The organism is Streptomyces sp. NPDC052023 (genome assembly GCF_044548465.1).
Taxonomy (GTDB): domain Bacteria; phylum Actinomycetota; class Actinomycetes; order Streptomycetales; family Streptomycetaceae; genus Streptomyces.
Window position 1 is genome coordinate 37,021 of record NZ_JBIUBW010000018.1, and the last position, 22,688, is coordinate 59,708.

Annotated in this window: 17 protein-coding genes; 11 read left to right on the forward strand and 6 right to left on the reverse strand. The window is 70.5% G+C overall.

Annotation, left to right across the window (positions count from 1 at the left end):
- Positions 1–123 precede the first annotated feature (123 nt).
- The 3 genes from ilvA to ACIHCM_RS28645 all read left to right on the forward strand — a co-directional run bounded on the left by ilvA (position 124) and on the right by ACIHCM_RS28645 (position 3,427).
- Positions 124–1,353, forward strand: coding sequence for a threonine ammonia-lyase (gene ilvA / locus ACIHCM_RS28635; RefSeq protein WP_399901775.1), 1,230 nt, complete (start codon positions 124–126; stop codon positions 1,351–1,353).
- 209 nt (positions 1,354–1,562) lie between these two features.
- Complete coding sequence (locus tag ACIHCM_RS28640; RefSeq protein ID WP_399901778.1) at positions 1,563–2,585, forward strand: ATP-binding cassette domain-containing protein; 1,023 nt, start codon at positions 1,563–1,565, stop codon at positions 2,583–2,585.
- Entirely contained in the window at positions 2,582–3,427 is an 846-nt protein-coding gene (locus tag ACIHCM_RS28645) for an ABC transporter permease (RefSeq protein ID WP_399901783.1), read from the forward strand. Before ACIHCM_RS28640 ends, ACIHCM_RS28645 begins: the two co-directional genes overlap by 4 nt.
- Before the next feature lie 147 nt (positions 3,428–3,574).
- Here ACIHCM_RS28645 and greA read toward each other — a convergent pair whose 3' ends face one another.
- Positions 3,575–4,075: a transcription elongation factor GreA gene (gene greA, locus ACIHCM_RS28650; protein ID WP_393110048.1), complete on the reverse strand. Its 501-nt coding sequence runs from the start codon at positions 4,073–4,075 to the stop codon at positions 3,575–3,577.
- Between the two features lie 168 nt (positions 4,076–4,243).
- On the reverse strand, positions 4,244–4,642 hold the full coding sequence (locus tag ACIHCM_RS28655) for a DUF4307 domain-containing protein (RefSeq protein WP_399901786.1): 399 nt from the start codon (positions 4,640–4,642) through the stop codon (positions 4,244–4,246).
- Positions 4,643–4,810: 168 nt separating this feature from the next.
- Here ACIHCM_RS28655 and mca point away from each other — a divergent pair, with 168 nt between their 5' ends.
- Both mca and ACIHCM_RS28665 read left to right on the forward strand, forming a co-directional pair.
- Positions 4,811–5,671 carry a mycothiol conjugate amidase Mca gene (gene mca / locus ACIHCM_RS28660; RefSeq protein WP_399902118.1) on the forward strand — a complete coding sequence of 287 codons (861 nt, stop codon included), beginning with the start codon at positions 4,811–4,813 and terminating at the stop codon, positions 5,669–5,671.
- Positions 5,664–5,924 (forward strand): hypothetical protein, encoded by a 261-nt coding sequence (locus tag ACIHCM_RS28665; RefSeq protein ID WP_399901789.1) that lies wholly within the window; start codon positions 5,664–5,666, stop codon positions 5,922–5,924. Before mca ends, ACIHCM_RS28665 begins: the two co-directional genes overlap by 8 nt.
- A 111-nt stretch (positions 5,925–6,035) precedes the next feature.
- On the opposite strand, the gene ACIHCM_RS28670 is transcribed toward ACIHCM_RS28665, so the two are convergent.
- A complete protein-coding gene (locus ACIHCM_RS28670; RefSeq protein ID WP_399901792.1) occupies positions 6,036–9,236 on the reverse strand; it encodes a tetratricopeptide repeat protein in 3,201 nt (1,066 codons plus the stop codon).
- Between the two features lie 348 nt (positions 9,237–9,584).
- Here ACIHCM_RS28670 and ACIHCM_RS28675 point away from each other — a divergent pair, with 348 nt between their 5' ends.
- The 5 genes from ACIHCM_RS28675 to ACIHCM_RS28695 all read left to right on the forward strand — a co-directional run bounded on the left by ACIHCM_RS28675 (position 9,585) and on the right by ACIHCM_RS28695 (position 18,317).
- Entirely contained in the window at positions 9,585–11,615 is a 2,031-nt protein-coding gene (locus ACIHCM_RS28675; protein WP_399901795.1) for a thioredoxin domain-containing protein, read from the forward strand.
- Positions 11,616–11,810: 195 nt separating this feature from the next.
- Complete coding sequence (locus ACIHCM_RS28680; protein ID WP_393110038.1) at positions 11,811–13,073, forward strand: glycosyltransferase; 1,263 nt, start codon at positions 11,811–11,813, stop codon at positions 13,071–13,073.
- Positions 13,070–14,719 (forward strand): ArnT family glycosyltransferase, encoded by a 1,650-nt coding sequence (locus tag ACIHCM_RS28685; protein WP_399901798.1) that lies wholly within the window; start codon positions 13,070–13,072, stop codon positions 14,717–14,719. Before ACIHCM_RS28680 ends, ACIHCM_RS28685 begins: the two co-directional genes overlap by 4 nt.
- A complete protein-coding gene (locus ACIHCM_RS28690) occupies positions 14,716–15,918 on the forward strand; it encodes a glycosyltransferase (RefSeq protein WP_399901801.1) in 1,203 nt (400 codons plus the stop codon). Before ACIHCM_RS28685 ends, ACIHCM_RS28690 begins: the two co-directional genes overlap by 4 nt.
- Positions 15,915–18,317: a galactose oxidase-like domain-containing protein gene (locus tag ACIHCM_RS28695; protein WP_399901804.1), complete on the forward strand. Its 2,403-nt coding sequence runs from the start codon at positions 15,915–15,917 to the stop codon at positions 18,315–18,317. Before ACIHCM_RS28690 ends, ACIHCM_RS28695 begins: the two co-directional genes overlap by 4 nt.
- Here the strand turns inward: ACIHCM_RS28695 and ACIHCM_RS28700 are convergent.
- Genes ACIHCM_RS28700 through ACIHCM_RS28710 form a run of 3 tightly spaced genes read right to left on the reverse strand, consistent with a single transcriptional unit; the run spans position 18,314 to position 20,472 of the window.
- Positions 18,314–19,045, reverse strand: coding sequence for a Mut7-C RNAse domain-containing protein (locus tag ACIHCM_RS28700; protein WP_399901807.1), 732 nt, complete (start codon positions 19,043–19,045; stop codon positions 18,314–18,316). The genes ACIHCM_RS28695 and ACIHCM_RS28700 overlap by 4 nt on opposite strands.
- A gap of 33 nt (positions 19,046–19,078) precedes the next feature.
- The gene (locus tag ACIHCM_RS28705; protein WP_399901810.1) at positions 19,079–19,705 is read right to left on the reverse strand and encodes a TetR/AcrR family transcriptional regulator; all 627 of its coding nucleotides are present in this window, start codon (positions 19,703–19,705) and stop codon (positions 19,079–19,081) included.
- Positions 19,706–19,758: 53 nt separating this feature from the next.
- Complete coding sequence (locus ACIHCM_RS28710; RefSeq protein WP_399901813.1) at positions 19,759–20,472, reverse strand: hemolysin III family protein; 714 nt, start codon at positions 20,470–20,472, stop codon at positions 19,759–19,761.
- A gap of 327 nt (positions 20,473–20,799) precedes the next feature.
- On the opposite strand from ACIHCM_RS28710, the gene ACIHCM_RS28715 reads away from it, so the two are divergent.
- The gene (locus ACIHCM_RS28715) at positions 20,800–22,623 is read left to right on the forward strand and encodes a phosphoenolpyruvate carboxykinase (GTP) (protein ID WP_399901816.1); all 1,824 of its coding nucleotides are present in this window, start codon (positions 20,800–20,802) and stop codon (positions 22,621–22,623) included.
- The last annotated feature ends 65 nt before the right edge of the window (positions 22,624–22,688 follow it).

A 22,688-nucleotide genomic window follows, 5' to 3' on the forward strand; every position in this document is an offset into this window, starting at 1 on the left:
CTGGGTGCTGGGTTGGGGGACAGGGTACGCGGCCGGGGGGCAGGTCGTACCGGCGCTGCGCAAACCGGTCTCGGACGTTGGTCACACCGCGGACCGCGGCGTGTGAACTGCGAGACTTGAGTCATGAACTACCGCAAGGCCCCCTCCTTGCCCTCGGTCACCCTCGACGACGTACGCGGTGCGCAGAAGATGCTGAGCGGCGTCGCACGTGTCACCGCGATGGAGGGCAGCAGGTATCTGACCCAGCTGGTGGACGCCCCGGTCCACCTCAAGTGCGAGAACCTCCAGCGGACCGGCTCCTTCAAGCTGCGCGGCGCCTACGTCCGGATCGCCGGGCTGCTGCCCGAGGAGCGTGCGGCCGGAGTGGTCGCGGCGAGCGCCGGCAACCACGCGCAGGGCGTCGCCCTGGCGTCCACGCTGCTCGGCGTCCACGCCACCGTGTTCATGCCGAAGGGCGCCCCACTGCCCAAGATCAGTGCGACCCAGGACTACGGCGCCGAGGTGCGGCTGCACGGACAGGTGGTCGACGAGACCCTGGCCGCCGCGCAGGAGTACGCCGCAGAGACGGGCGCGGTGTTCATCCACCCGTTCGACCACCCGGACATCATCGCGGGGCAGGGCAGCGTCGGCCTGGAGATCCTGGAGCAGTGCCCGGAGGTGCGCACGATCGTCGTCGGCATCGGCGGCGGGGGACTGGCGGCGGGAATCGCGGTCGCGGTGAAGGCCGTGCGGCCCGAGGTGCGGATCGTCGGCGTGCAGGCGGCGGGCTCGGCGGCGTACCCGCCCTCGCTGGCCGCGGGACGCCCGGTGTCGATCGAGAACCCGGCGACGATGGCCGACGGCATCAAGGTCGGGCGGCCCGGCGACGTGCCGTTCGCACTCATCGGAAATCTGGTGGACGAGGTCCGGACGGTCAGCGAGGATGAGCTGTCCACCGCGCTGCTGCTCTGCCTGGAGCGGGCGAAGCTGGTCGTGGAGCCGGCCGGGGCGAGTCCGGTGGCGGCGCTGCTGAGCGATCCGGGTGCCTTCGAGGGCCCGGTCGTCGCGGTGCTGTCGGGCGGCAACGTGGATCCGGTCCTGATGCAGCGCGTGCTGCGGCACGGGATGGCGGCACAGGGCCGCTACCTGGCCGTTCGGCTGCGGCTGACGGACCGGCCGGGTGCTCTCGCGACGCTTCTGGGGGCGTTGTCAGTGGTGGACGCTAACGTCCTCGACGTGAGCCATGTACGGACCGACCCACGGCTCGGGCTCACGGAGGCGGAGGTTGAGCTGCACCTGGAGACGAAGGGCCCGGCGCACTGCGTCGAGGTCGGCGAGGCCCTGCGCAGGGCGGGGTACACCGTCATCGACTGAGTCGCCGCCGGACGGCGCGCCGCTCACGAAGGCCGAGGTCAGGCCGGCGTGGGGTCAAGATCGCCAACTCTTCGTCACTCATTCGGGCATCGTTCATTGAGCGACGCGATACATCGCGTTATGGTGTGTCTCGTGGCCCTACCCATCGGTCGGGACGAATCCCGCAGCCCCGGTGCTGACGAAGCACCTCACACGACGTGGAGACTCATATGCCAGGCGCCATCTACGCCGAAGGTCTGGTCAAGACCTTCGGCGACGTAAGGGCACTGGACGGCGTCGACCTCGATGTCCCCGAGGGCACCGTCCTCGGCCTGCTCGGGCCGAACGGCGCCGGCAAGACGACGACGGTCCGCTGTCTGACGACCCTGTTGCGCCCCGACAGCGGCCGTGCCGTCGTCGCGGGTGTCGACGTACTCGCGCACCCCGACCAGGTGCGGCGCTCGATCGGCCTGTCCGGCCAGTTCGCCGCCGTCGACGAATACCTCACCGGCCGGGAGAACCTCCAGATGGTCGGCCAGCTCTACCAGATGAGCGCGAAGGCCGCGAAGGTCCGCGCCGGCGAGCTGCTCGACCAGTTCAACCTCGCGGACGCCGCCGACCGGCCCGCCAAGACCTACTCCGGAGGCATGCGCCGCCGGCTCGACCTGGCCGCGGCGCTGGTGGTCTCGCCGCCCGTGATGTTCATGGACGAGCCGACGACCGGGCTCGACCCGCGCAACCGCCAGCAGCTGTGGGAGGTCATCAAGCAGCTCGTCTCCGGTGGTACGACGCTCCTGCTGACCACGCAGTACCTGGAGGAGGCCGACCACCTCGCGCACGACATCGCGGTGGTCGACCAGGGCCGCGTGATCGCCCGTGGCACCTCGGACCAGCTCAAGGCCCGCACCGGCGGCGAGCGCGTCGAGGTCGTGGTGCACGAGCGTGAGCACATGGCGGCGGCCGCCGAGGTGCTGGCCGGCTTCGGCAAGGGCGAGACCACCGTCGAGGAGCACACCCGCAAGCTGACGGTGCCCGTCACCGGCGGCGCCAAGCTCCTCGCCGAGGTGATCCGCGAGCTGGACGTCCGCGGGATAGAGATCGACGACATCGGCCTGCGCCGCCCGACCCTCGACGATGTGTTCCTGTCCCTGACGGGGCACGCGGCCGAGGTCAAGGACGAGGGGCAGGACGAGGCGGGGGACACCGCCGCCGACGCCAAGGGCCGCAAGCGCAAGAAGGAGTCCGTCAAGTGAGTGCCGTCACCGACGCCACCCCGCGGGCCGCGCGCCCGCATCCGTTCGGCCAGTCCGTCAGGGATTCCCTGATCGTCGCCAAGCGCAACCTGATCCGGATGTCCCGGATCCCCGAGATGATCATCTTCGGCCTGTTCCAGCCGATCATGTTCGTGGTGCTGTTCAGCTATGTGTTCGGCGGCTCCATGAACATCGGCGGCAGCACCGAGCCCGGCGTCTACCGCGAGTTCCTGATGGCGGGCATCTTCGCCCAGACCGTGACCTTCGCCACGGCCGGCGCGGGTGCGGGCATCGCCGAGGACATGCACAAGGGCCTGGTCGACCGGTTCCGTTCGCTGCCCATGGCCCGTGGGGCGGTGCTGACCGGGCGCACCCTGGCCGACCTCGTGCAGACGGCGCTCACCCTGCTGGTGCTCGCGATCGTCGCCCTGCTGGTCGGCTGGCGCACCCACACCAACGTGGGCGAGGTGCTCGGCGCGTTCGGGCTGCTGCTGCTGATGGGTTACGCCTTCACCTGGATCGGCGCGCTGATCGGCCTCTCCGTGCGGACGCCCGAGGCGGCCACCTCCGGCGGGCTGGTCTGGCTCTTCCCGGTCACCTTCGTGTCGAACGCTTTTGTGGACTCCAGCCAGATGACCCCCTGGCTGCGGCACATCGCCGAGTGGAACCCGTTCAGTGCCACGGTCCAGGCCAGTCGGGAGCTCTTCGGCAATCCCGGCGTCTCCCAGTCGGACGCCTGGCCCATGCAGCACCCGGTCGTGGCCTCACTGATCTACTCGGCCCTGATCATCGTGATATTCCGGACCCTCGCGGTGCGGAAGTACCGCTCGGCGACGGCGTGAGGCGGCGGAGCCCGGTTCGGTCGGCCGGCGGCTGCGGCTGACCTGAGCATGACGAAGCCCCCGGCGTCGCACGGACGCCGGGGGCTGTCAGGAACGGGCGGACCGAGGCCGACGCGGCAGTGGCTCCTCGCCGCCGCGCCTACGGGGTCAGCCGCTGTACGGCTCGGCCTTGAGGATCTTCACGGAGGCCTTCCTGCCGTTCGGCAGTTCGTACTCCGCGTCCTCGCCGACCTTGTGTCCGATCACGCCGGCCCCCAGCGGGGACTGCGGCGAGTAGGTCTCGATGTCGGCGCTCGCGTACTCGCGCGAGGCGAGCAGGAACGCCAGGGTGTCGTCCTCGTCACCGTCGAAGGCGATCGTCACGACCATGCCGGGTGCCACGGTGCCGTCCGTCGAGGCCGGAGCCTCGCCGACCTGGGCGTTCTCCAGGAGCTGGGTCAGCTGGCGCACACGAAGCTCCTGCTTGCCCTGCTCCTCCTTGGCCGCGTGGTACCCGCCGTTCTCGCGCAGGTCGCCCTCCTCGCGCGCGGCCGCGATCTTGGCGGCGATCTCCGTGCGCGCAGGACCAGTAAGGTACTCAAGCTCGTCCTTGAGCTTGTTGTACGCCTCCTGGGTCAGCCAGGTGACGTTCTCGCTGGTCTGGGTCACAGGTGCTCCTCGTCGGTACTGGGAATACAAAGCATCGCCCTACCCAGAAGAATGTTCCTTCATGAGTGGGCGAAACCACGAGCCTAACAATTCAGGGGCGGAAGGGGGAGGACATTAGTGCCTAAAATCACGTCAACGCAGGTCAAGGGCGGCAAATGACATGCGGTGTCAGTCGGCGTGGCAGCCCAGCAGCTCCGCCGTGGTCCCCGGCGCCGTCGTGCGCAGCGTGACCACCTCGGTGAGGCGCTCGGCGTCCCCGCCGAAGCGGAAGTCGGCCCGGCCGACCTCGGCACCGTCGGCCGCCTGGGAGCGGACCGTGCAGTAGCCCGAGGCGCCCGCGTCCTTCTCCACGGCCAGCTCCACCTTCACCGCGCTGTCCGAGAGGTCGAAGCTGATCACTTCGGCGCTCATTTTGTTCTGCGCGATGTAGTGATAGGCGAAATAGCCGATCACGGCGATGAGCAGGGCACCCAGGGCCACGCCGACGACCTTGAGAGTGCGGTCGGCACGCTCGTCCGAGGAACGGCCGTAACGGCCCTCGGGCAGTCGAGTGCTCGCCGTGCTCATGATCGTCCTTTCGGCCGGGGCGGGATCGAAGGTCCCGAAGGGGCTTCCGGGCCGTACCCCGGAATTAATCGCCCCCCGATTCGGTCACTATAGAAGCCGCCGTTCGCACCCGGTCACACCGGGCGCCGACCAAACGAGGATTGAGTCTTGACTGACCAGCTGCGACTGATGGCCGTACACGCCCACCCCGACGACGAGTCGAGCAAGGGAGCGGCCACCATGGCGAAGTACGTGTCCGAGGGGGTGGACGTGCTGGTGGTGACCTGCACGGGCGGGGAGCGCGGCTCCATCCTCAACCCCAAGCTGCAGGGCGACAAGTACATCGAGGAGCACATCCACGAGGTACGCAAGAAGGAGATGGACGAGGCGCGCGAGATCCTCGGCGTCAAGCAGGAGTGGCTCGGCTTCGTCGACTCGGGCCTGCCCGAGGGCGACCCGCTGCCGCCGCTGCCGGACGGCTGCTTCGCCCTCGAGGACATCGACAAGGCGGCCGGTGAGCTGGTGAAGAAGATCCGCTCCTTCCGTCCCCAGGTGATCACCACCTACGACGAGAACGGCGGATACCCGCACCCCGACCACATCATGACCCACAAGATCTCGATGGTGGCGTTCGAGGGCGCGGCGGACACCGAGAAGTACCCGGAGTCCGAGTACGGCCCGGCCTACCAGCCGCTGAAGGTGTACTACAACCAGGGCTTCAACCGGCCGCGCACCGAGGCGCTGCACAAGGCGCTGGTGGACCGTGGCCTGGAGTCCCCCTACGGCGAGTGGCTCAAGCGCTGGGACGACTCCGGGCACAAGGACCGCACCCTCACCACGCACGTCCCGTGTGCCGACTTCTTCGAGGTCCGCGACAAGGCACTGATCGCGCACGCCACGCAGATCGACCCCGACGGGGGCTGGTTCCGGGTTCCGCTGGAGCTCCAGAAGGACGTCTGGCCGACCGAGGAGTACGAGCTGGCGAAGTCTCTCGTGGATACCTCCCTCCCCGAGGACGACCTCTTCGCGGGCGTCCGCGACAATGCCTGACATGAGCGCAAGCGCGAGCCTGGCAATGACCCACCTCGTCCCCCTCGCCAAGGAGCTGGACGAGGACAAGGTGACCCCCGGCGTCCTCGGCTTCATCGTCTTCGCGGTGATGGCCCTGGCCGTCTGGGGTCTGATGAAGTCGATGAACCGGCACATGGGCCGGGTCGACTTCCATGAGGCCCCGGACCCGGCGGGGGTCTCCGGCAAGGACTCGGCGGAGGCGGGCACCCCGGGTAAGTCGTCCGGGGCCTGAGCCGCCGTCCCGCCCGGACGGCGGCGGCCGCGTGGTCCGCGGGCGCGGCGGAACAGGACCGCGCCCGCCGATCCACGCACGGCCGTGGGCTGCCGGCCGACGGCCCCCGTGTCAGGGAGCCGTGACCACCGGCACCCCCATCACCTCGCGGGCGTGACGGCTGGGCGCCATCCCCAGGCGCCAGGCCTGCCAGCCGTCCTCCAGTTCCACGCCCCGCTCCAGCAGCAGCTGGTACGCCTCCACGTAGTCGTCCAGCTTCTCGTCCCGTGCCGGGTGGCCGGCCCTGGCCAGCTGTGCCAGCTCTTCCTGCGCGACCGCCGTACCGACCTCCACGCCGCCGGGAGCGGCGTACGGCAGCAGGGTGGAGCGCAGGAAGCGGGCCCAGTCCTCGCCACGGCGGTCGCCGTACGACGCGAACAGGCCCACTGCCTCGTCGCACAGCGCCAGCGCAGCCGCCGTGCGGGCGTTGCCCGCGTCGACGACCGCGAGCTCCAGGCAGGTCCAGGCCTCGCCGTGGGCGACGCCGATGCGGTGGAAGTCGGCGCGGGCGTCGACCAGGAGCTGCCGGGCGAAGCCGGAGTTGCGCAGCGAACCCGTCTGGGCGGCGCGCTGGTCGCGGGTGGCGCGCGCCGAGTGGTGCCGGGCGCACGCCAGACCGTAGACGTCCCGTATGCGGGAGAACATCGTGCGGGAGCGTTCCAGTTCGCGGACCGCCTGGTCGAGGTCGCCCGCCTCCTCCAGTGACTGGCCCAGGTAGTAAAGGGTCCACGCCTCGCCGCGCGCGTCCTCGTTGTCCCGGTGCCGGGCCGCCGCCCGGCGCAGCTCCTCCACCGCCGGGAAGGCGTCACCCGCGACCAGCCGGGCCCTGGCGAGCTGGGTCAGGGCCCACGCCTGGCCACGGGCGTCGCGGGTACGGCCGTACAGGTCGAGGGCCCGGCGCAGTTCGGTTTCGGCGGGCGGTACGTCACCGAGGCGCAGATGGAGCTGGCCGAGCTGGAAGTGGGCCCAGGCCTCACCGTGCAGGGACTCGCCGGCCCGGTGCAGCTCCAGGGAACGCGTCAGCAGGTCGAAGGCCTCGGCGAGGTGCGCGCGGTCGCGTTCCACGGCCGCCAGCGCGTGCATCGTCCAGGCCCGGTCCGTGGCCAGCGAGGGCGCGGCCTGCATGTCGAGGGCCTCCCGCAGCCGGGCCGCCGCCTCGGTGAGGTTGCCCTGGTGGTGCAGGGTGATGCCGAGGGAGCACAGGGCGCGGGCCGCGCCCGCGTCGTGGTGCGCCTCGCGGTACAGGTCGACCACCGACGTCAGCGTCGTGCGCGCCTTGTCCAGCTCGCCCAGCTGGCGGGCCGCGATGCCGGTGCGCCACTGGACCGAGCGGATCAGCAGGCCCTGGTCGACGGCCTGGGCGAGTTCGCTGATCTCGCCCAGGCGGTAGAGGTCGCCGCGCAGCAGGCAGTAGTCGCACAGGGCGCCCAGCAGGTTCAGCACGGCGCCCTGGTCGACGCCCTCCGCGTGCCGCAACGCCGCCGTGATGAAGCTGGACTCGTCGTCCAGCCAGCGCAGCGCCTCGTCCAGGGACGTGAAGCCGTGCGGGCCGAAGCGGTCGGAGCGGGTCGACATGTTGCCGTCGACCAGGCGCAGCACGGAGTCGGCGAGGTCGGCGTAGTTCACGATCAGCCGCTCCTGCGCCGCCGACCGCTCGTGCGTCTCCTCCTCGTCCACCAGCCGGGCGTGCGCGAAGGCGCGGACGAGGTCGTGCAGGCGATAGCGGCTGCCGCGGACGTGGTCGATCAGGCCCGCCCGGGAGAGCGCGACGAGATGCCGGTTGGCCTCGGCCTGGTCGGTGGCGAGCAGCGACGCGGCCGCGGCCACCCCGAGCGAGGCCCGCCCGGCCAGGGCGAGCCGCCGCAGCAGCCGCCGGGCCGGTTCGGCCTGGTCGGTGTAGCGCAGCCACAGGGCGCGCTCGACGGGCTCGACGGGACCGTACGCGCCGAGGTCGGAGGCCAGCCGGCGGGGCGAGCGCGCACCCAGCGAGGAGCCGGCGATGCGCAGCGCCAGTGGCAGGCCGCCGCACAACTGCCGGATCGTGTCGGCGGATTCGGCGTCGTACGGCCCGCTCTCGCCCTGCGCCGCCGCGCCGATCAGCTCCTTGGCGCCGGCCGCGTCGAGTGGCTCGACGGGCAGCTGGTGGACCCACGCCGGCAGGTCGCCGGGGAGGTCGAGCGGCGCCCGGGCGGTGACCAGGACCAGGCTGTCGGACCGCTCGGGGATCAGCGCACGCACCTGTTCGGGGTCGGAGGCGTCGTCGAGCACGACGGTGACGGGTACGCCGGTCAGATGGTGGTGGTACAGCTCGCTCAGCCGCTTGACCTGCTGGTCGGCCGACGAACGCTCCCGGAACAGCAGTTGCTCGCGCGGCGCGCCCAGCCGGTTCAGCAGATGCAGCAGGGCCTCGCGGGTGGACAGCGGCGGCTCGTCCCGGCTGTCGCCGCGGAGATCGACCACGCACGCGCCGCGGAACTGGTCCTTCAGGTCATGGGTGGCGCGCACCGCGAGGGTGCTGCGGCCGGTGCCGGGTTCCCCGTGCAGGACGACCACGGTGGGCCGGGTCTGCGTACTCGCGCGCGCCGCCTGCACCCACTGCCTGATCCGCGCCAGCTCCTGCCGCCGGCCCGCGAACGGACCCACCGGTTCCGGGAGTTGCCCGAACGACTGCTGCAGCACGTTCCGCCCGCGTGCCGCACCGCTCTTGTCGGCGCCCAGCAGCTTGGGCCCGGACTTCTTCGGCCCGGTCGACGCGGCGAGCACCCGCTGCTGGTCGAGGAACGGGCGGATGCCGCGCACCTCCAGCGCCGTCAGCCACTGCAGCCGCAGCTGTTCCGGTCCACCCGGCTGGCCGACCGCGCCGGCCCGGTGGTGCGCGGCCGGCAGATGCGAACCGGCGACCTTCACCACGGTCGTCGCCGCACCCACCACCCCGACGGTCACGCCCGCGCCGAGCGCCGTGGACGTCCCCGTGCCGAGGGCCAGATCGGCCACCACCGCCGCCACCGCGGCGACACCCGCCACGACAAGTGGCGTGCCGGCGCCTTCACGCGCGTAGCGCTGGCCGAACGTGAGCCGGCCGGCCTCCGTCTCGTCCAGGGCCCGGGTGTAGGCGTCGTACTCCTCGGCGGCGGTCCGCGCCATCGCGTCCAGTTCGCCGCGCGCCCGGGCCAGGAGGACCTTGCCGTCGGTACGGCCCCCGGAGCGCCGTACCTCCTCCTCCACCGCCCGCGTCAACAGCCGCTCGGCCTCGGCCCGATGACCGTCCCGCATGTCCCGTCCCCCTCCGGCGTCGACTGATTCGCCTACGAGTGTCCTTGCGCGGGCCCGCGATGGCGAGAGGGGCACGATCAACGGTTCTCCACCGTGCGACCTGACAGCCACTCGATCGTTCAGTGGGAACGTCGGGCTGATTGCCGGTAGGGGGCTCACGGCCCGGAGTGCGGCGAAGTACGGATCGAAGCCGTGCGGTCGCTGGAGGCGGCGTGGGGACCAGGTCTGGGACTACTCGTGGGTACGGACCGTATGGCGTTGCGCGGATCGGGCGAGGCCGGGAGGGGCGGCAGGCCGAGGGGCACGCCGTCGTGGGACGGAGGGGAGCGGGTCGGGCAGGATGGAGGTATGCCGAACCGACTGGCGCACGAGACGTCCCCGTACCTGCTGCAGCACGCCGACAACCCCGTCGACTGGTGGCCCTGGTCGCAGGAGGCGTTCGAGGAGGCACGGCGGCGCGACGTCCCCGTGCTGCTGAGCGTCGGATACAGCAGCTGCCACTGGTGTCACGTCATGGCCCACGAGTCCTTCGAGGACCACGCCACCGCCGCCCACCTCAACGAGCACTTCGTCAGCATCAAGGTCGACCGTGAGGAGCGGCCCGACGTCGACGCGGTGTACATGGAGGCCGTGCAGGCGGCCACCGGGCAGGGCGGGTGGCCCATGACCGTGTTCCTCACGGCGGAGGGGAAGCCGTTCTACTTCGGGACGTACTTCCCGCCGGCGCCCCGGCACGGAATGCCCTCCTTCCGGCAGGTGCTGGAAGGTGTCAGCCAGGCCTGGCGGGACCGCCGCTCCGAGGTCACGGACGTGGCCGGGAAGATCGCCCGGGACCTCGCGGAGCGGGAGATCGGGTTCGGTGGCAGCGAGGCGCCCGGTGAGCAGGAACTGGCGCAGGCGCTGCTCGGACTGACCCGGGAGTACGACGCGCAGCGCGGCGGCTTCGGCGGGGCGCCGAAGTTCCCGCCGTCCATGGTCCTCGAGTTCCTGCTGCGCCATCACGCCCGGACGGGCGCCGAGGGCGCGTTGCAGATGGCGCAGGACACCTGTGAGCGGATGGCCCGGGGCGGGATCTACGACCAGCTCGGCGGCGGCTTCGCCCGGTACTCCGTCGACCGGGACTGGGTGGTGCCGCACTTCGAGAAGATGCTGTACGACAACGCCCTGCTCTGCCGGGTGTACGCGCACCTCTGGCGCGCCACCGGCTCGGAGGCGGCCCGCCGGGTCGCGCTGGAGACGGCCGACTTCATGGTCGCCGAACTCCGCACCGAGCAGGGCGGTTTCGCCTCCGCCCTCGACGCCGACAGCGACGACGGGACGGGCAGGCACGTCGAGGGCGCGTACTACGTCTGGACGCCCGCGCAGCTTCGCGAGGTCCTCGGCGGCGACGCCGAACTCGCCGCGCAGTACTTCGGTGTGACCGAGGAGGGCACCTTCGAGGAGGGCGCCTCCGTCCTGCAACTCCCCCAGTCCGACAGCGTGTTCGACGCCGGGAAGGTCGAGTCCGTCAAGGGGCGGCTGCGGGCGGCGCGCGCCCAGCGGCCGGCCCCGGGACGGGACGACAAGGTCGTCGCCGCCTGGAACGGCCTCGCGATCGCCGCGCTGGCCGAGACCGGCGCCTACTTCGACCGTCCCGACCTGGTGGAGGCCGCGCTCGCCGCCGCCGACCTGCTCGTCCGCGTCCACCTCGACGACCAGGCCCGGCTGGCCCGGACCAGCAAGGACGGCCGGGCCGGCGGCAACGCGGGCGTCCTCGAGGACTACGCGGACGTCGCCGAGGGCTTCCTGGCGCTGGCGTCCGTCACCGGGGAGGGCACCTGGCTGGAGTTCGCCGGGCTGCTGCTCGACCACGTCCTCGTCCGGTTCACGGACGAGAAGACCGGCGGCCTGTTCGACACCGCGGCCGATGCCGAGAAGCTGATCCGCCGCCCCCAGGACCCGACCGACAACGCCACGCCGTCCGGCTGGACCGCCGCCGCGGGCGCCCTGCTGAGCTATGCCGCCCAGACCGGCGCCGAGCCCCATCGCACCGCCGCCGAGGGGGCGTTGGGCGTGGTGAAGGCGCTCGGGCCGCGCGTGCCGCGGTTCATCGGCTGGGGCCTCGCGGTGGCCGAGGCCCGTCTGGACGGTCCGCGTGAGGTCGCCGTCGTGGGGCCGGCGCTCGACGACGAGGCGGCGAAGTCCCTGCACCGTACGGCGCTTCTGGGCACGGCGCCGGGCGCGGTGGTCGCGTACGGGGTGCCGGGGAGCGAGGAGTTCCCGCTGCTCGCCGATCGTCCGCTGGCCGGCGGTGAACCGACTGCGTACGTGTGTCGTAATTTCACCTGTGACGCGCCGACGACGGATCCGGAACGGCTGAGTGCCGCGCTGAATGCCTGATCAGACACCGGTTCAGGCTGCGCAATTGGGCATGTGTTCGGACACGTCCCCCTAGGCGCCGTACCGTTCCGAAACAAGCTATTTATCGGAACAGCTACCGCGCTTCACAGTTCCCCCCTACTCTCTCCACAGTGCCGCGGCGGACGAACTGCTCCGCCGTGCCTGGGGGGATTTTTGAAGATCTGGGGGGATCTTTTGCTGACGTCTGTCTTCATTGCCGCCGTTTCGCTTGCCCTGTTCTGGATGGCGGCCTTCACCCTGTGGTGGCAGATGCACGCGTGGCGTACGCCCGAAGTGCTCGCCTCCACCCGTTTCAGCCGGCCGGACGGCGCCGAGCACGTGTCGTTCTCGCTGCTGCTTCCGGCGCGGCACGAACAGGCCGTGCTCGACCACACCATCCAGCGCCTGCTGGAGTCCACCCACACCGACTTCGAGATCATCGTCATCGTCGGGCACGACGACCCGGAGACCACCGCGGTGGCCCGGCGGGCGGAGGCCCGTGACCCGCGTGTGCGGGTCGTCGTCGACACCCACGAGAAGAAGAACAAGCCGAAGGCCATGAACACGGCGCTGCCGCACTGCCGCGGCGACGTCGTCGGGGTCTTCGACGCCGAGGACCAGGTACATCCCGAACTGCTCGCCCATGTCGACCACGCGTTCCGGTCCACCGGCGCGGACGTGGTCCAGGGCGGGGTACAGCTGATCAACTTCCACTCCAGCTGGTACAGCCTGCGCAACTGCCTGGAGTACTTCTTCTGGTTCCGCTCGCGGCTCCATCTGCACGCCCAGAAGGGGTTCATCCCGCTCGGCGGCAACACGGTCTTCGTCCGCACCGAGGTGCTGCGCGAGGCCGACGGCTGGGACCCCAACTGCCTGGCCGAGGACTGCGATCTGGGCGTGCGGCTGTCCAGTGTCGGCAAGAAGGTCGTCGTCGCCTACGACTCCGACATGGTCACCCGCGAGGAGACCCCCGGCAGCCTGATGTCGCTGCTCAAGCAGCGCACCCGCTGGAACCAGGGCTTCCTCCAGGTCTACCGGAAGAAGGACTGGAAGCAGCTGCCCGGCTTCCGTCAGCGGCTGCTCGCCCGCTACACCCTGATGACGCCGTATCTCCAGGCGATCTCCGGCGTGATCATCCCGCTCAACGTGGCCATCGCGCTGTTCCTCGACGTGCCGGTCGGCGTCGCCTTCATCACCTTCCTGCCGGCCGTGACCGCGCTCGTCACCTTCGTCTTCGAGCTCGTCGGACTGCACGACTTCGGCAAGCAGTACGGGCTCCGGGTCCGTCTGGTGCACTACCTGAAGCTGATCATCGGCGGGCCCTTCTACCAGGTGCTGCTCGCCGGGGCCGCTGTCCGCGCAGTGTGGCGTGAGCAACGCGGCCGTAACGACTGGGAGTTGACCAGCCACGTCGGCGCACATCTCGCGCACGTGAACCGAGAGGACGTTCCTGCGTGACCTCCACACTTCCCGCGGCGACCGGAGTCAAGGTCCCCGCGCAGCGCACAGCTGCGCCCAGAACCGGTGCGACACACCGGGCAAAGCCGCCCAAGAGACTACGTTCCTCACGTCCCGACCTCATCCTGTGCGGCCTGCTGCTCGTGGCGACCCTCGTCGTGCAGGGCTGGAACATCGCCGACTACCCGACCCTCAGCGACGACGAGGGCACCTACCTCGCCCAGGCCTGGGCCGTGCAGGAGGGCCGGGGCCTCGCCCACTACACGTACTGGTACGACCACCCGCCGCTCGGCTGGATCCAGATCGCCCTGCTGACCTGGATCCCCGCGCACTTCGCCCCCGAGTCGATGACCGTCGGCTCGATGCGCGCGATGATGCTGCTGATCAGCGCGATCAGCGCGGTCCTGGTGTACGTCCTCGCACGCCGGCTGTCGCTGCCCCGCTGGGCGGCCGGGCTCGCCATGGCGCTGTTCGGGCTCTCCCCGCTGTCGGTCGTCCTCCAGCGCGAGATCTTCCTGGACAACATCGCGGTGATGTGGACGCTGCTCGCGTTCACCCTCGCCGCCTCCCCGAGCCGGCACCTGTGGCATCACTTCGGGGCGGGCATGGCGGCCGCGGCCGCGGTGCTCACCAAGGAGACGATGCTGCTCGTGCTGCCGGCCGTGCTGGTCACCATGTGGCGGCACAGTCATCGCGACACCCGCAAGTTCGCCATCACCGGCGCGGTCACCGCGTGCGTCCTGCTGGGGATCTCGTATCCGCTCTTCGCGTTGCTGAAGGGCGAGTTGCTGCCGGGCAGCGGCCATGTCTCGCTCTGGGACGGCATCGTCTACCAGATGAGCCGCCCCGGCTCGGGCTTCATCCTCGAACAGGGCACCGGCTCCTACGGCGTGCTCCAGTCCTGGCTGTACTACGACCGGGTGCTGCCCCTCGGCGGACTCGCCGGCGCGCTGCTGCTCGTCGTCACCTGGCGCTGGTCGGTGACCGCGCGGGCGCTCGCCGGGCCCGCGCTCGCCGTGGCGATCCTCGCGGGGATGGCGCTGCGGCCGGGCTATCTGCCCGCCATGTACATCATCCAGGCGCTGCCGTTCCTCGCCCTGGTGCTCGCCGGGGGCACCGCCTCCGTCGCCCACGCCGTCCTGCGCCGGAGGCGCCGGCCGGGTGAACGCACGTACCTGACGGGAGGCCGGTACGCGCTCGCCGTCGCCCTCGCCCTCGCCGCGGCCGCCTACGTGGTGCCGCGCTGGTACGACGGCGACCGCACCGCCATGACCGCCGACGCCAACGCCCCCTACCGGGCGGCCTCGCGGTGGATGGCCACCGAGGTGGACAGGCCCGAGGACACCCGGGTGCTCGTCGACGACGCGATGTGGCTGGACCTCGTCCACGAGGGCTACGAGCCGGGGCTCGGCGTCATCTGGTTCTACAAGGCCGACCTCGACCCGGCCGTCACCAAGACCATGCCGAACGGCTGGCGCGACCTCGACTACGTGGTCGCCTCGCCGACGGTACGACGGGACGCGGTCGATCTGCCGAACGTCAAGGCCGCCATCGAGCACTCGACGCCGGTCGCCGTGTTCGGCGCCGGTGAGGACCGGATCGAGATCCGGCGGATCGGGAGCGCCGGCACGGGAGGCGAGCGATGAGCCAGGAGTCCGTGGTCCCCGGCGAGCTGGGTGATCCGGCGGCGTACGCCGCCGAGGTGCCCGAGCCGGGCGCCGTCACCATCGTCGTACCGACCTTCAACGAGTCCGCCAACATCCGTGAACTGCTGCACCAGATCACCGAGTCGGTGCCGTCCCGGCTGCCCTGCGAGGTCGTCTTCGTCGACGACTCCACCGACGACACCCCGAAGGTGATCGAGAAGGCCGCCCAGGACTGTCCCTTTCCGGTGACCGTGCTGCACCGCGAGGAGCCCGTCGGCGGGCTCGGCGGCGCGGTCGTCGAGGGCATCAAGGCGGCCGGGTCGGACTGGATCGTCGTCATGGACGGCGACTGCCAGCACCCTCCCTCACTGGTGCCCGAGCTGGTCGGGACGGGGGAGCGGGCGAACGCCGGACTGGTCGTCGCCTCCCGCTACATCAAGGGCGGCAGCCGCGCCGGACTCGCCGGCAGCTACCGCGTGGCGGTCTCACGGGGGGCGACCTGGCTGACCAAGTCGCTGTTCCCGCGCAGGCTGCACGGCATCAGCGACCCGATGAGCGGCTTCTTCGCCATCCGCCGCAGCGCCGTCACCGCCGAGGTGCTCCAGCCGCTCGGCTACAAGATCCTTCTCGAACTCGCGGTGCGCAGCCGCCCCCGCGAGGTCACCGAGGTCCCGTTCGTCTTCCAGGACCGCTTCGCCGGGGAGTCCAAGTCGACCGCGCAGGAGGGGATGCGCTTCCTGCGGCATCTCGTCGGGCTGCGCACCGCCTCCCCGCTGGCCCGGATGATCGTCTTCGGCCTGATCGGGCTGACCGGCTTCGTGCCGAACCTCGCCGGACTGTGGGCGCTGACCTCGGCCGGCATGCACTACCTGCCCGCCGAGATCCTGGCCAACCAGCTCGGCGTGGCCTGGAACTTCCTGCTCATCGAGAAGCTGCTGTTCCGTGAGCGGCGGCAGTTCCGGCACTGGGCCGACCGCACCGCGCGGTTCGCCCTGCTCGCCAACGCCGACCTGCTGGTGCGTATCCCGCTGATCGCACTGCTGGTCGCCACGTTCGGGATGGGCGCGCTCCCGGCCACCGCGCTGGCGCTCGTCATCACCTTCGTCCTGCGCTTCGTGGGGACCGAAGCGCTGGTGTATCTCCCGCGCCGTTCAGGCCGGCACGGAAAACGGAGCCGCACAGCAAGGAGCACCACATGAGATCAAGACGCAGAACCGCACTGCTGGCCGTGGCCGGCCTGACCGGTGGGCTGCTGCTGACCGCACCCCAGCCCGCGTCCGCCGCGAATCTCATCAAGAACCCCGGCTTCGAGACGGCCGGCACCGGCGACATGCCGTACTGCTGGTCGAAGTCCGGCTGGGGCGACAACGACTTCACCTTCGAGACGGTCGCCGACGCCCACACCGGCGGCAAGGCCATGAAGGTCACCCTCACGCGCCGCCTGGAGGGCGACCGCAAGGCGCTGATCACCGAGTCCGCGGCGTGCGCCCCGGTCGTCACGCCGGGCAAGCAGTACGACCTGGGCCTGTGGTACAAGACGACCACGCCGGACGCCAACATCACCCTGTTCCGGCACGACGCCACAGCCGGCTGGCAGTACTGGACGGACCTGAAGACGCTGGACATGGCGGGCACCTGGACCGAGGCGACGGTGCGTACTCCGGAGGTCCCGGCCGGCACCGACCGCATCTCCTGGGGTGTCTCCGTCTACGGCACGGGCTCGGCCACCACCGACGACTACACGATGGAGCAGGTCGCCGAGCCGGTCCCGGAGCCCGAGTGCACGGGTACGGCGCAGGAGTGTGCCAACGGCCGGTGGGACGTGCTGCCGGTGCAGAACCCGGTGCGCTCGATGCACTCCGTGGTGCTGCACAACGGCAAGGTGCTGCTGATCGCGGGCTCCGGCAACAACACCGACATGTTCGAGGCGGGCACGTTCACCTCCGCGGTCTACGACCCGCAGACCGGCGACTACGAGGTCATCCCGACGCCGGACGACATGTTCTGCGCCGGTCATGTGCAGCTGTCCGACGGACGGGTGCTGATCATGAGCGGCAACAAGGGCTACCCGTCGGCGGACGGCACGATCGGCTACCAGGGGTACAAGGACTCGTACATCTTCGACCCCGCCACCGAGACGTACGTCAAGACCAACGACATGAACGACGGCCACTGGTATCCGTCGGCGACCATCCTCGGCAACGGCGACGTGATCTCCTTCGGCGGGCTGAAGGAGGACTCCACCGGGTCGGTGACCGCCGAGCTGTGGTCCGAGGACGAGCAGCAGTGGCAGCCGCTGTGGAAGGTCAACCAGACCTGGTCGTACTGGGGCCTGTACCCGTCGATGATCCTGATGCAGGACGGCCGCCTCTTCTACTCGGGCAGCCATGTGTTCGGCAACAACATCCCCGGCACCGGCTCGGCGATCTACGACTACGGCGCCAACACCATCACCCAGGTGCCCGGGCTGCAGAACAAGGACCAGCGCGACCAGTCGGCGAGCGTGCTGCTGCCCCCGGCGCAGGACCAGAAGGTCCTCACCCTCGGTGGCGGCAACATCGACTCCAACCCGGTGGCGAACCGTCTGACGGACGTCATCGACCTGAAGCAGCCGAACCCGTCGTACGTCGCCGGCCCGCCCATCCCGCAGGGCACCGTCGACCTCGGCAACGGCCCCGTCCCGCAGACCGGCAACCAGGGCAAGATGTATGTCTCCGCCGTGCTGCTGCCCGACGGCAAGGTCCTGGAGACCGGCGGCGCCCTGCACAACCGGGCCAACCCGGTCTTCGAGACGTCGATCTACGACCCGGAGACGAACACCTTCGACCCGGTGGCCGCCGACCCCGAGGCCCGTGGCTACCACTCCTCGGCGTTCCTGCTGCCCGACGGCCGCGTGATGACCACCGGTGACAACCCGGGCAACGGCACCTGGAACCACAACGTGTCCATCTACACCCCGCCGTACCTGCTCAAGGGCGAGCGCCCGGCGATCACTTCGGTGATCGACACCGAGTGGAACTACGGCGACACCCAGCGCATCACGGTCGACCGGCCCATCGCGAAGGCCGAACTGATCCGCCCGGCCGCGGTGACCCACTCCTCCGACCCGAACCAGCGGTTCGTGGACCTGCCGCTGAGCGTGGACGGCAACAACATCGACCTCAACGTGACGAGCAACCCCGACCTGGCCCCGCCCGGCTGGTACATGCTCTTCGCGGTCGACGCGAACGGCGTGCCCTCGGTGGCCAAGTGGGTGCATCTGACGGGCCCGCAGGCCCTGAAGGCCACCGACGCCTCCGCGCACGTCCACTCCTTCGCCGACGACCTGTCCGGCAAGGTCACCAAGCCCGGCAAGAAGCGGGCGTCGCAGAAGGTGCCCACCACGATCGCCGGCTGCGACCGCCACTACGGCTCGGCCAACGTCTGCGTCCCGACGGCCTTCCCGAAGGACGTGAAGAGGACGACGGCGGCCCGCTGCACCTGGCTGAAGAACCACGACTACGGCCGTCTGAAGGTCAACGGCAAGGACGACCCGCTGCGCCTCGACCCGAACCGGGACGGCGTGGCCTGCGGAAAGGGTGATGTGCGCCGGGCCTAGCCCCGGCCGTCGAACTCGGTGAGGGCGCGCTCCACGATGGCCACCAGCTGCTCGTGGTGCGCGCCCTTCCAGTACGCCCGCCCGCACGCGCGGCACTGCGCGAAGACGTCGTAGGACCGCTGCGTCCCGCCCTTGAGCTGCTCGGCCACCTCTTCCTTGGTGGCGTCGCGCAGCATCCCGTTGCAGGCGGTGCACCGGGTCCAGGGGCGCAGCTCGGGGGAGAACCGGTCGAGGACGTCGCGCAGTTGGTCCTCGGGGCGGGTGCTGTACACGTACGCGCCGGCCCACAGCTCGCGGCGGCGCAGCAGGCCGCGGTCGCGGCTGAGCATGACGCGGCGCTCGGCGGCCGAGCGGGCGGCGAGCGCCGGGTCGCCGATGTCGGTGGACTCGTAGGCCGTGTCCACGCCGAGCAGGCGCAGCCGGCGGGCGAGGGTGCCGAGGTGGACGTCGAGGAGGAAGCGCAGCGGGGCACCCGTGACCTGCTGCGGGCGCCGGACCGCGCGGACGGTGATCGTCTCCCCGTCCTTCGGGACGTGGGCGGGCGGCACCTCGCGGCCGTCGACGACGAGCGCGCCCACCTCGGTGAGCGGGACGCCGAGCGACTCGACGACATGGCCGAGCGTCGAGATCCCGTCCGTCGCGACCGGGGTGGGGCCGCGGCGCCGGCCGTGCGGGACGAACAGGCGCAGTTCGGCGGCGAATTCGACGTGGATCTCGGGTCGGTTCACTCGATCAGCATCGCACGGGGGACGCCGCGGGCCTCAGGGATTTTCGGCGCCGAGGCCCCGGTGGTGCACGGCCAGGGCGCGATCGGCCAGGTCGGCCGGGTCGTCGCGGAAGCCGGTGCGCGCCCAGTACTGGGCCGCCTCGGCCAGCCCGCCGACGAGGGACATGGCGAAGACACGCACCTCCAGGCTCTCCGGGTCCCGCCCGGAGCGCTCGCCGACGGCGGCCGCGAGGGTGTGCCCGGCTCCCGCCATGGCCTCCAGCATCCGGGAGCGCACCATGGGGACCTCCGCCATCAGCCGGCAGCGCAGCCGGGTGACCTCCGGCCGTTCGCGGGTCTCGCGTGTGACGGCCTCACGCACGACGTGCCGCAGGGACTCCGGCCAGGGCTCGCCGGCCGGACGGGCCCGGAACGCCTCGGCCAGGGCCGCCCCCTGCTCGTCGCAGAGGACGATGTCCTCCTTGGCCGGGAAGTAGCGCAGGACGGTCGACGGCGACACCTCCGCGCGCTCGGCGATCTGCTCGATCGTCGTGGCGTCGTACCCCTGCCGCCCGACCAGCGCGAACGCCGCCGACCGGATCGATTCGCGGGTTTTGATCTTCTTCCGCTCCCGCAGCCCCGGCAGGGGGCCGCCCGCAGGGGTGGAACGCACCGTAACCATGAAGTGACAGTAGCTGCCACAAAGGGCCTGCTCAAGAAAACCGCAGGTCGGCGCTATGCGTGCTGGTACGCCACCAGGGAGATCCCCACGTAGTGCACGACGAACGCCGCCAGCGTGAGGGAGTGGAACACCTCGTGGAAACCGAACCAGCGCGGTGACGGGTTCGGCCGCTTGATGCCGTAGACGACTCCGCCCGCGCTGTAGAGCAGACCGCCGACGATCACCAGGACCAGGACCGCGATACCGCCGGTGCGCATGAAGTCGGGCAGGAAGAAGACCGCCGCCCAGCCCATCGCGATGTAGCAGGGCGTGTAGAGCCAGCGCGGAGCCCCCACCCAGAAGACGCGGAACAGGATGCCCGCCAGTGCCGCGGCCCAGATGCCCCACAGCAGCAAGCGGCCCTTGCTGCCCGGCAGGAGCAGCATGGTCAGCGGGGTGTAGGTGCCGGCGATGATCAGGAAGATGTTGGAGTGGTCCAGGCGGCGCAGTACGCCGTCCATCCGGGGGCTCCAGGTGCCCCGGTGGTAGAGCGCGCTCACGCCGAAGAGCAGGCAGGCCGTGAGGGCGTAGACGCCGCAGGCGACGCGGCCGCGCGGCGAGTCCGCGAGGGCGGTCAGGACCAGCCCCGCGACCAGCACCGCCGGGAACATGCCGAGGTGCAGCCAGCCGCGCAGCTTGGGCTTGACCGGGTGCGGCAGGGAGAGCGCTTCGGAGATCCGGTCGGCGACCGGCGTCTGCGAGGGCGTGTCGGGGGCGGACGCAGTCATGCGCCGCATCGTACCTACGGAACCGTAGGTTACGAATCAGGTCACCCGCGGGAGTGGCCATCATCTCACGGCAGTTGGATTCCGCGCACCCTCAAGGGTCGGTCATGCGAACTCAACGTGCACGTAAAGAAACGCAGGGGAACATAGAGGTGGTGGCGTTCCTCACGCCGCTCAGTTGGGCGGCCCTCTGGACAAATGCGCAGTAGACTCGGATGATCAAATGAGTGCGGTCGGCACCGGATGAGCGCCAAAGGGAGTAAGCGAAGCATCCGGGTCGCGGCCCCCACGGGGCAGACAGAGAAAAAAATCCCTCATTTAGGAGCGATCGTGGCGCGCGACATCGCGGCTCCCCCCGTCATCCCCACCAACCACCAGGAACTGATCTCCTGGGTGAACGAGATCGCCGAACTGACCCAGCCGGACAGCGTGGTCTGGTGTGACGGATCCGAGGCCGAGTACGAGCGACTGTGCGAAGAGCTCGTCGCGAAGGGCACCTTCCGCAAACTCGACCCGATCAAGCGCCCCAACTCCTACTACGCGGCGTCCGACCCGACGGACGTCGCCCGCGTCGAGGACCGGACCTTCATCTGCTCCGAGAAGGAGGAGGACGCCGGCCCGACCAACCACTGGAAGGACCCCGCCGAGATGCGGGAGATCTTCGCCGGTGACAAGGGCGTCTTCCGTGGCTCCATGCGCGGCCGGACGATGTACGTCGTCCCGTTCTGCATGGGCCCGCTCGGCTCCGACCTGTCCGCGATCGGCGTCGAGATCACCGACTCCGCCTACGTGGCCGTGTCCATGCGCACCATGACCCGCATGGGACAGCCCGTCCTGGACGAGCTCGGCTCCGACGGCTTCTTCGTGCGTGCCGTGCACACGCTCGGAGCGCCGCTGGAGCAGGGCGAGCAGGACGTGCCCTGGCCGTGCAACAGCACCAAGTACATCTCGCACTTCCCGGAGACCCGCGAGATCTGGTCCTACGGCTCCGGCTACGGCGGCAACGCCCTGCTCGGCAAGAAGTGCTACGCCCTGCGCATCGCCTCCGTGATGGCCCGCGACGAGGGCTGGCTGGCCGAGCACATGCTCGTCCTCAAGCTCACCCCGCCGCACGGCGAGCCCAAGTACGTCGCCGCCGCCTTCCCGTCCGCCTGCGGCAAGACCAACCTCGCCATGCTGGAGCCCACCATCTCCGGCTGGACGGTCGAGACGATCGGCGACGACATCGCCTGGATGCGCTTCGGCGAGGACGGCCGTCTGTACGCCATCAACCCCGAGGCCGGTTTCTTCGGCGTCGCGCCCGGCACCGGTGAGCACACCAACGCCAACGCGATGAAGACCCTGTGGGGCAACTCCGTCTTCACCAACGTCGCCCTCACCGACGACAACGACATCTGGTGGGAGGGCATGACGGAGGAGACTCCGGCCCACCTCACCGACTGGAAGGGCAACGACTGGACGCCCGAGTCGGGCACCCCGGCCGCGCACCCCAACGCCCGTTTCACGGTCCCGGCCGCGCAGTGCCCGATCATCGCGCCCGAGTGGGAGGACCCCAAGGGCGTGCCGATCTCCGCGATCCTCTTCGGCGGGCGGCGCGCCACCGCCGTACCGCTGGTGACGGAGTCCTTCGACTGGAACCACGGCGTCTTCCTCGGCGCCAACGTGGCCAGCGAGAAGACCGCCGCCGCCGAGGGCAAGGTCGGCGAGCTGCGCCGCGACCCGTTCGCGATGCTGCCGTTCTGCGGCTACAACATGGGCGACTACATGGGCCACTGGGTCGACGTCGCCAAGGGCAAGGACCAGTCGAAGCTCCCGAAGATCTACTACGTCAACTGGTTCCGCAAGGACGCCGAGGGCAAGTTCGTCTGGCCCGGCTTCGGTGAGAACAGCCGGGTCCTGAAGTGGATCGTGGAGCGCCTCGAAGGCAAGGCCGAGGGCGTCGAGACGCCGATCGGCATTCTGCCGACCAAGGACGCCCTGGACACCGACGGCCTGGAACTGGCCGACGCCGACCTGGACTTCCTGCTCACGGTGGACAAGGAAGTGTGGCGTGAGGAGGCCGGGCTCGTCCCCGGCCACCTCAACACCTTCGGCGACCACACGCCGAAGGAGCTGTGGGACGAGTACCACGCCCTGGTGCGGCGCCTGGGCTGACGTCCCGCGTGAAAGACCCCGCGGCCGGTCCAGCCGACAGTGCCCTGACCAGCAACATCGTCACG

What these genes read in the sequence shown, in the direction of transcription:
- ACIHCM_RS28675 (WP_399901795.1), top strand. Translation starts at nt 9,585, where the DNA reads ATGCCGAACCGACTGGCGCACGAGACGTCCCCGTACCTGCTGCAGCAC.
- ACIHCM_RS28705 (WP_399901810.1), bottom strand. Translation starts at nt 19,705, where the DNA reads ATGGTTACGGTGCGTTCCACCCCTGCGGGCGGCCCCCTGCCGGGGCTG.
- ilvA (WP_399901775.1), top strand. Translation starts at nt 124, where the DNA reads ATGAACTACCGCAAGGCCCCCTCCTTGCCCTCGGTCACCCTCGACGAC.
- ACIHCM_RS28640 (WP_399901778.1), top strand. Translation starts at nt 1,563, where the DNA reads ATGCCAGGCGCCATCTACGCCGAAGGTCTGGTCAAGACCTTCGGCGAC.
- ACIHCM_RS28670 (WP_399901792.1), bottom strand. Translation starts at nt 9,236, where the DNA reads ATGCGGGACGGTCATCGGGCCGAGGCCGAGCGGCTGTTGACGCGGGCG.
- ACIHCM_RS28695 (WP_399901804.1), top strand. Translation starts at nt 15,915, where the DNA reads ATGAGATCAAGACGCAGAACCGCACTGCTGGCCGTGGCCGGCCTGACC.
- mca (WP_399902118.1), top strand. Translation starts at nt 4,811, where the DNA reads ATGGCCGTACACGCCCACCCCGACGACGAGTCGAGCAAGGGAGCGGCC.
- ACIHCM_RS28665 (WP_399901789.1), top strand. Translation starts at nt 5,664, where the DNA reads ATGCCTGACATGAGCGCAAGCGCGAGCCTGGCAATGACCCACCTCGTC.
- ACIHCM_RS28710 (WP_399901813.1), bottom strand. Translation starts at nt 20,472, where the DNA reads ATGACTGCGTCCGCCCCCGACACGCCCTCGCAGACGCCGGTCGCCGAC.
- ACIHCM_RS28655 (WP_399901786.1), bottom strand. Translation starts at nt 4,642, where the DNA reads ATGAGCACGGCGAGCACTCGACTGCCCGAGGGCCGTTACGGCCGTTCC.
- ACIHCM_RS28690 (WP_399901801.1), top strand. Translation starts at nt 14,716, where the DNA reads ATGAGCCAGGAGTCCGTGGTCCCCGGCGAGCTGGGTGATCCGGCGGCG.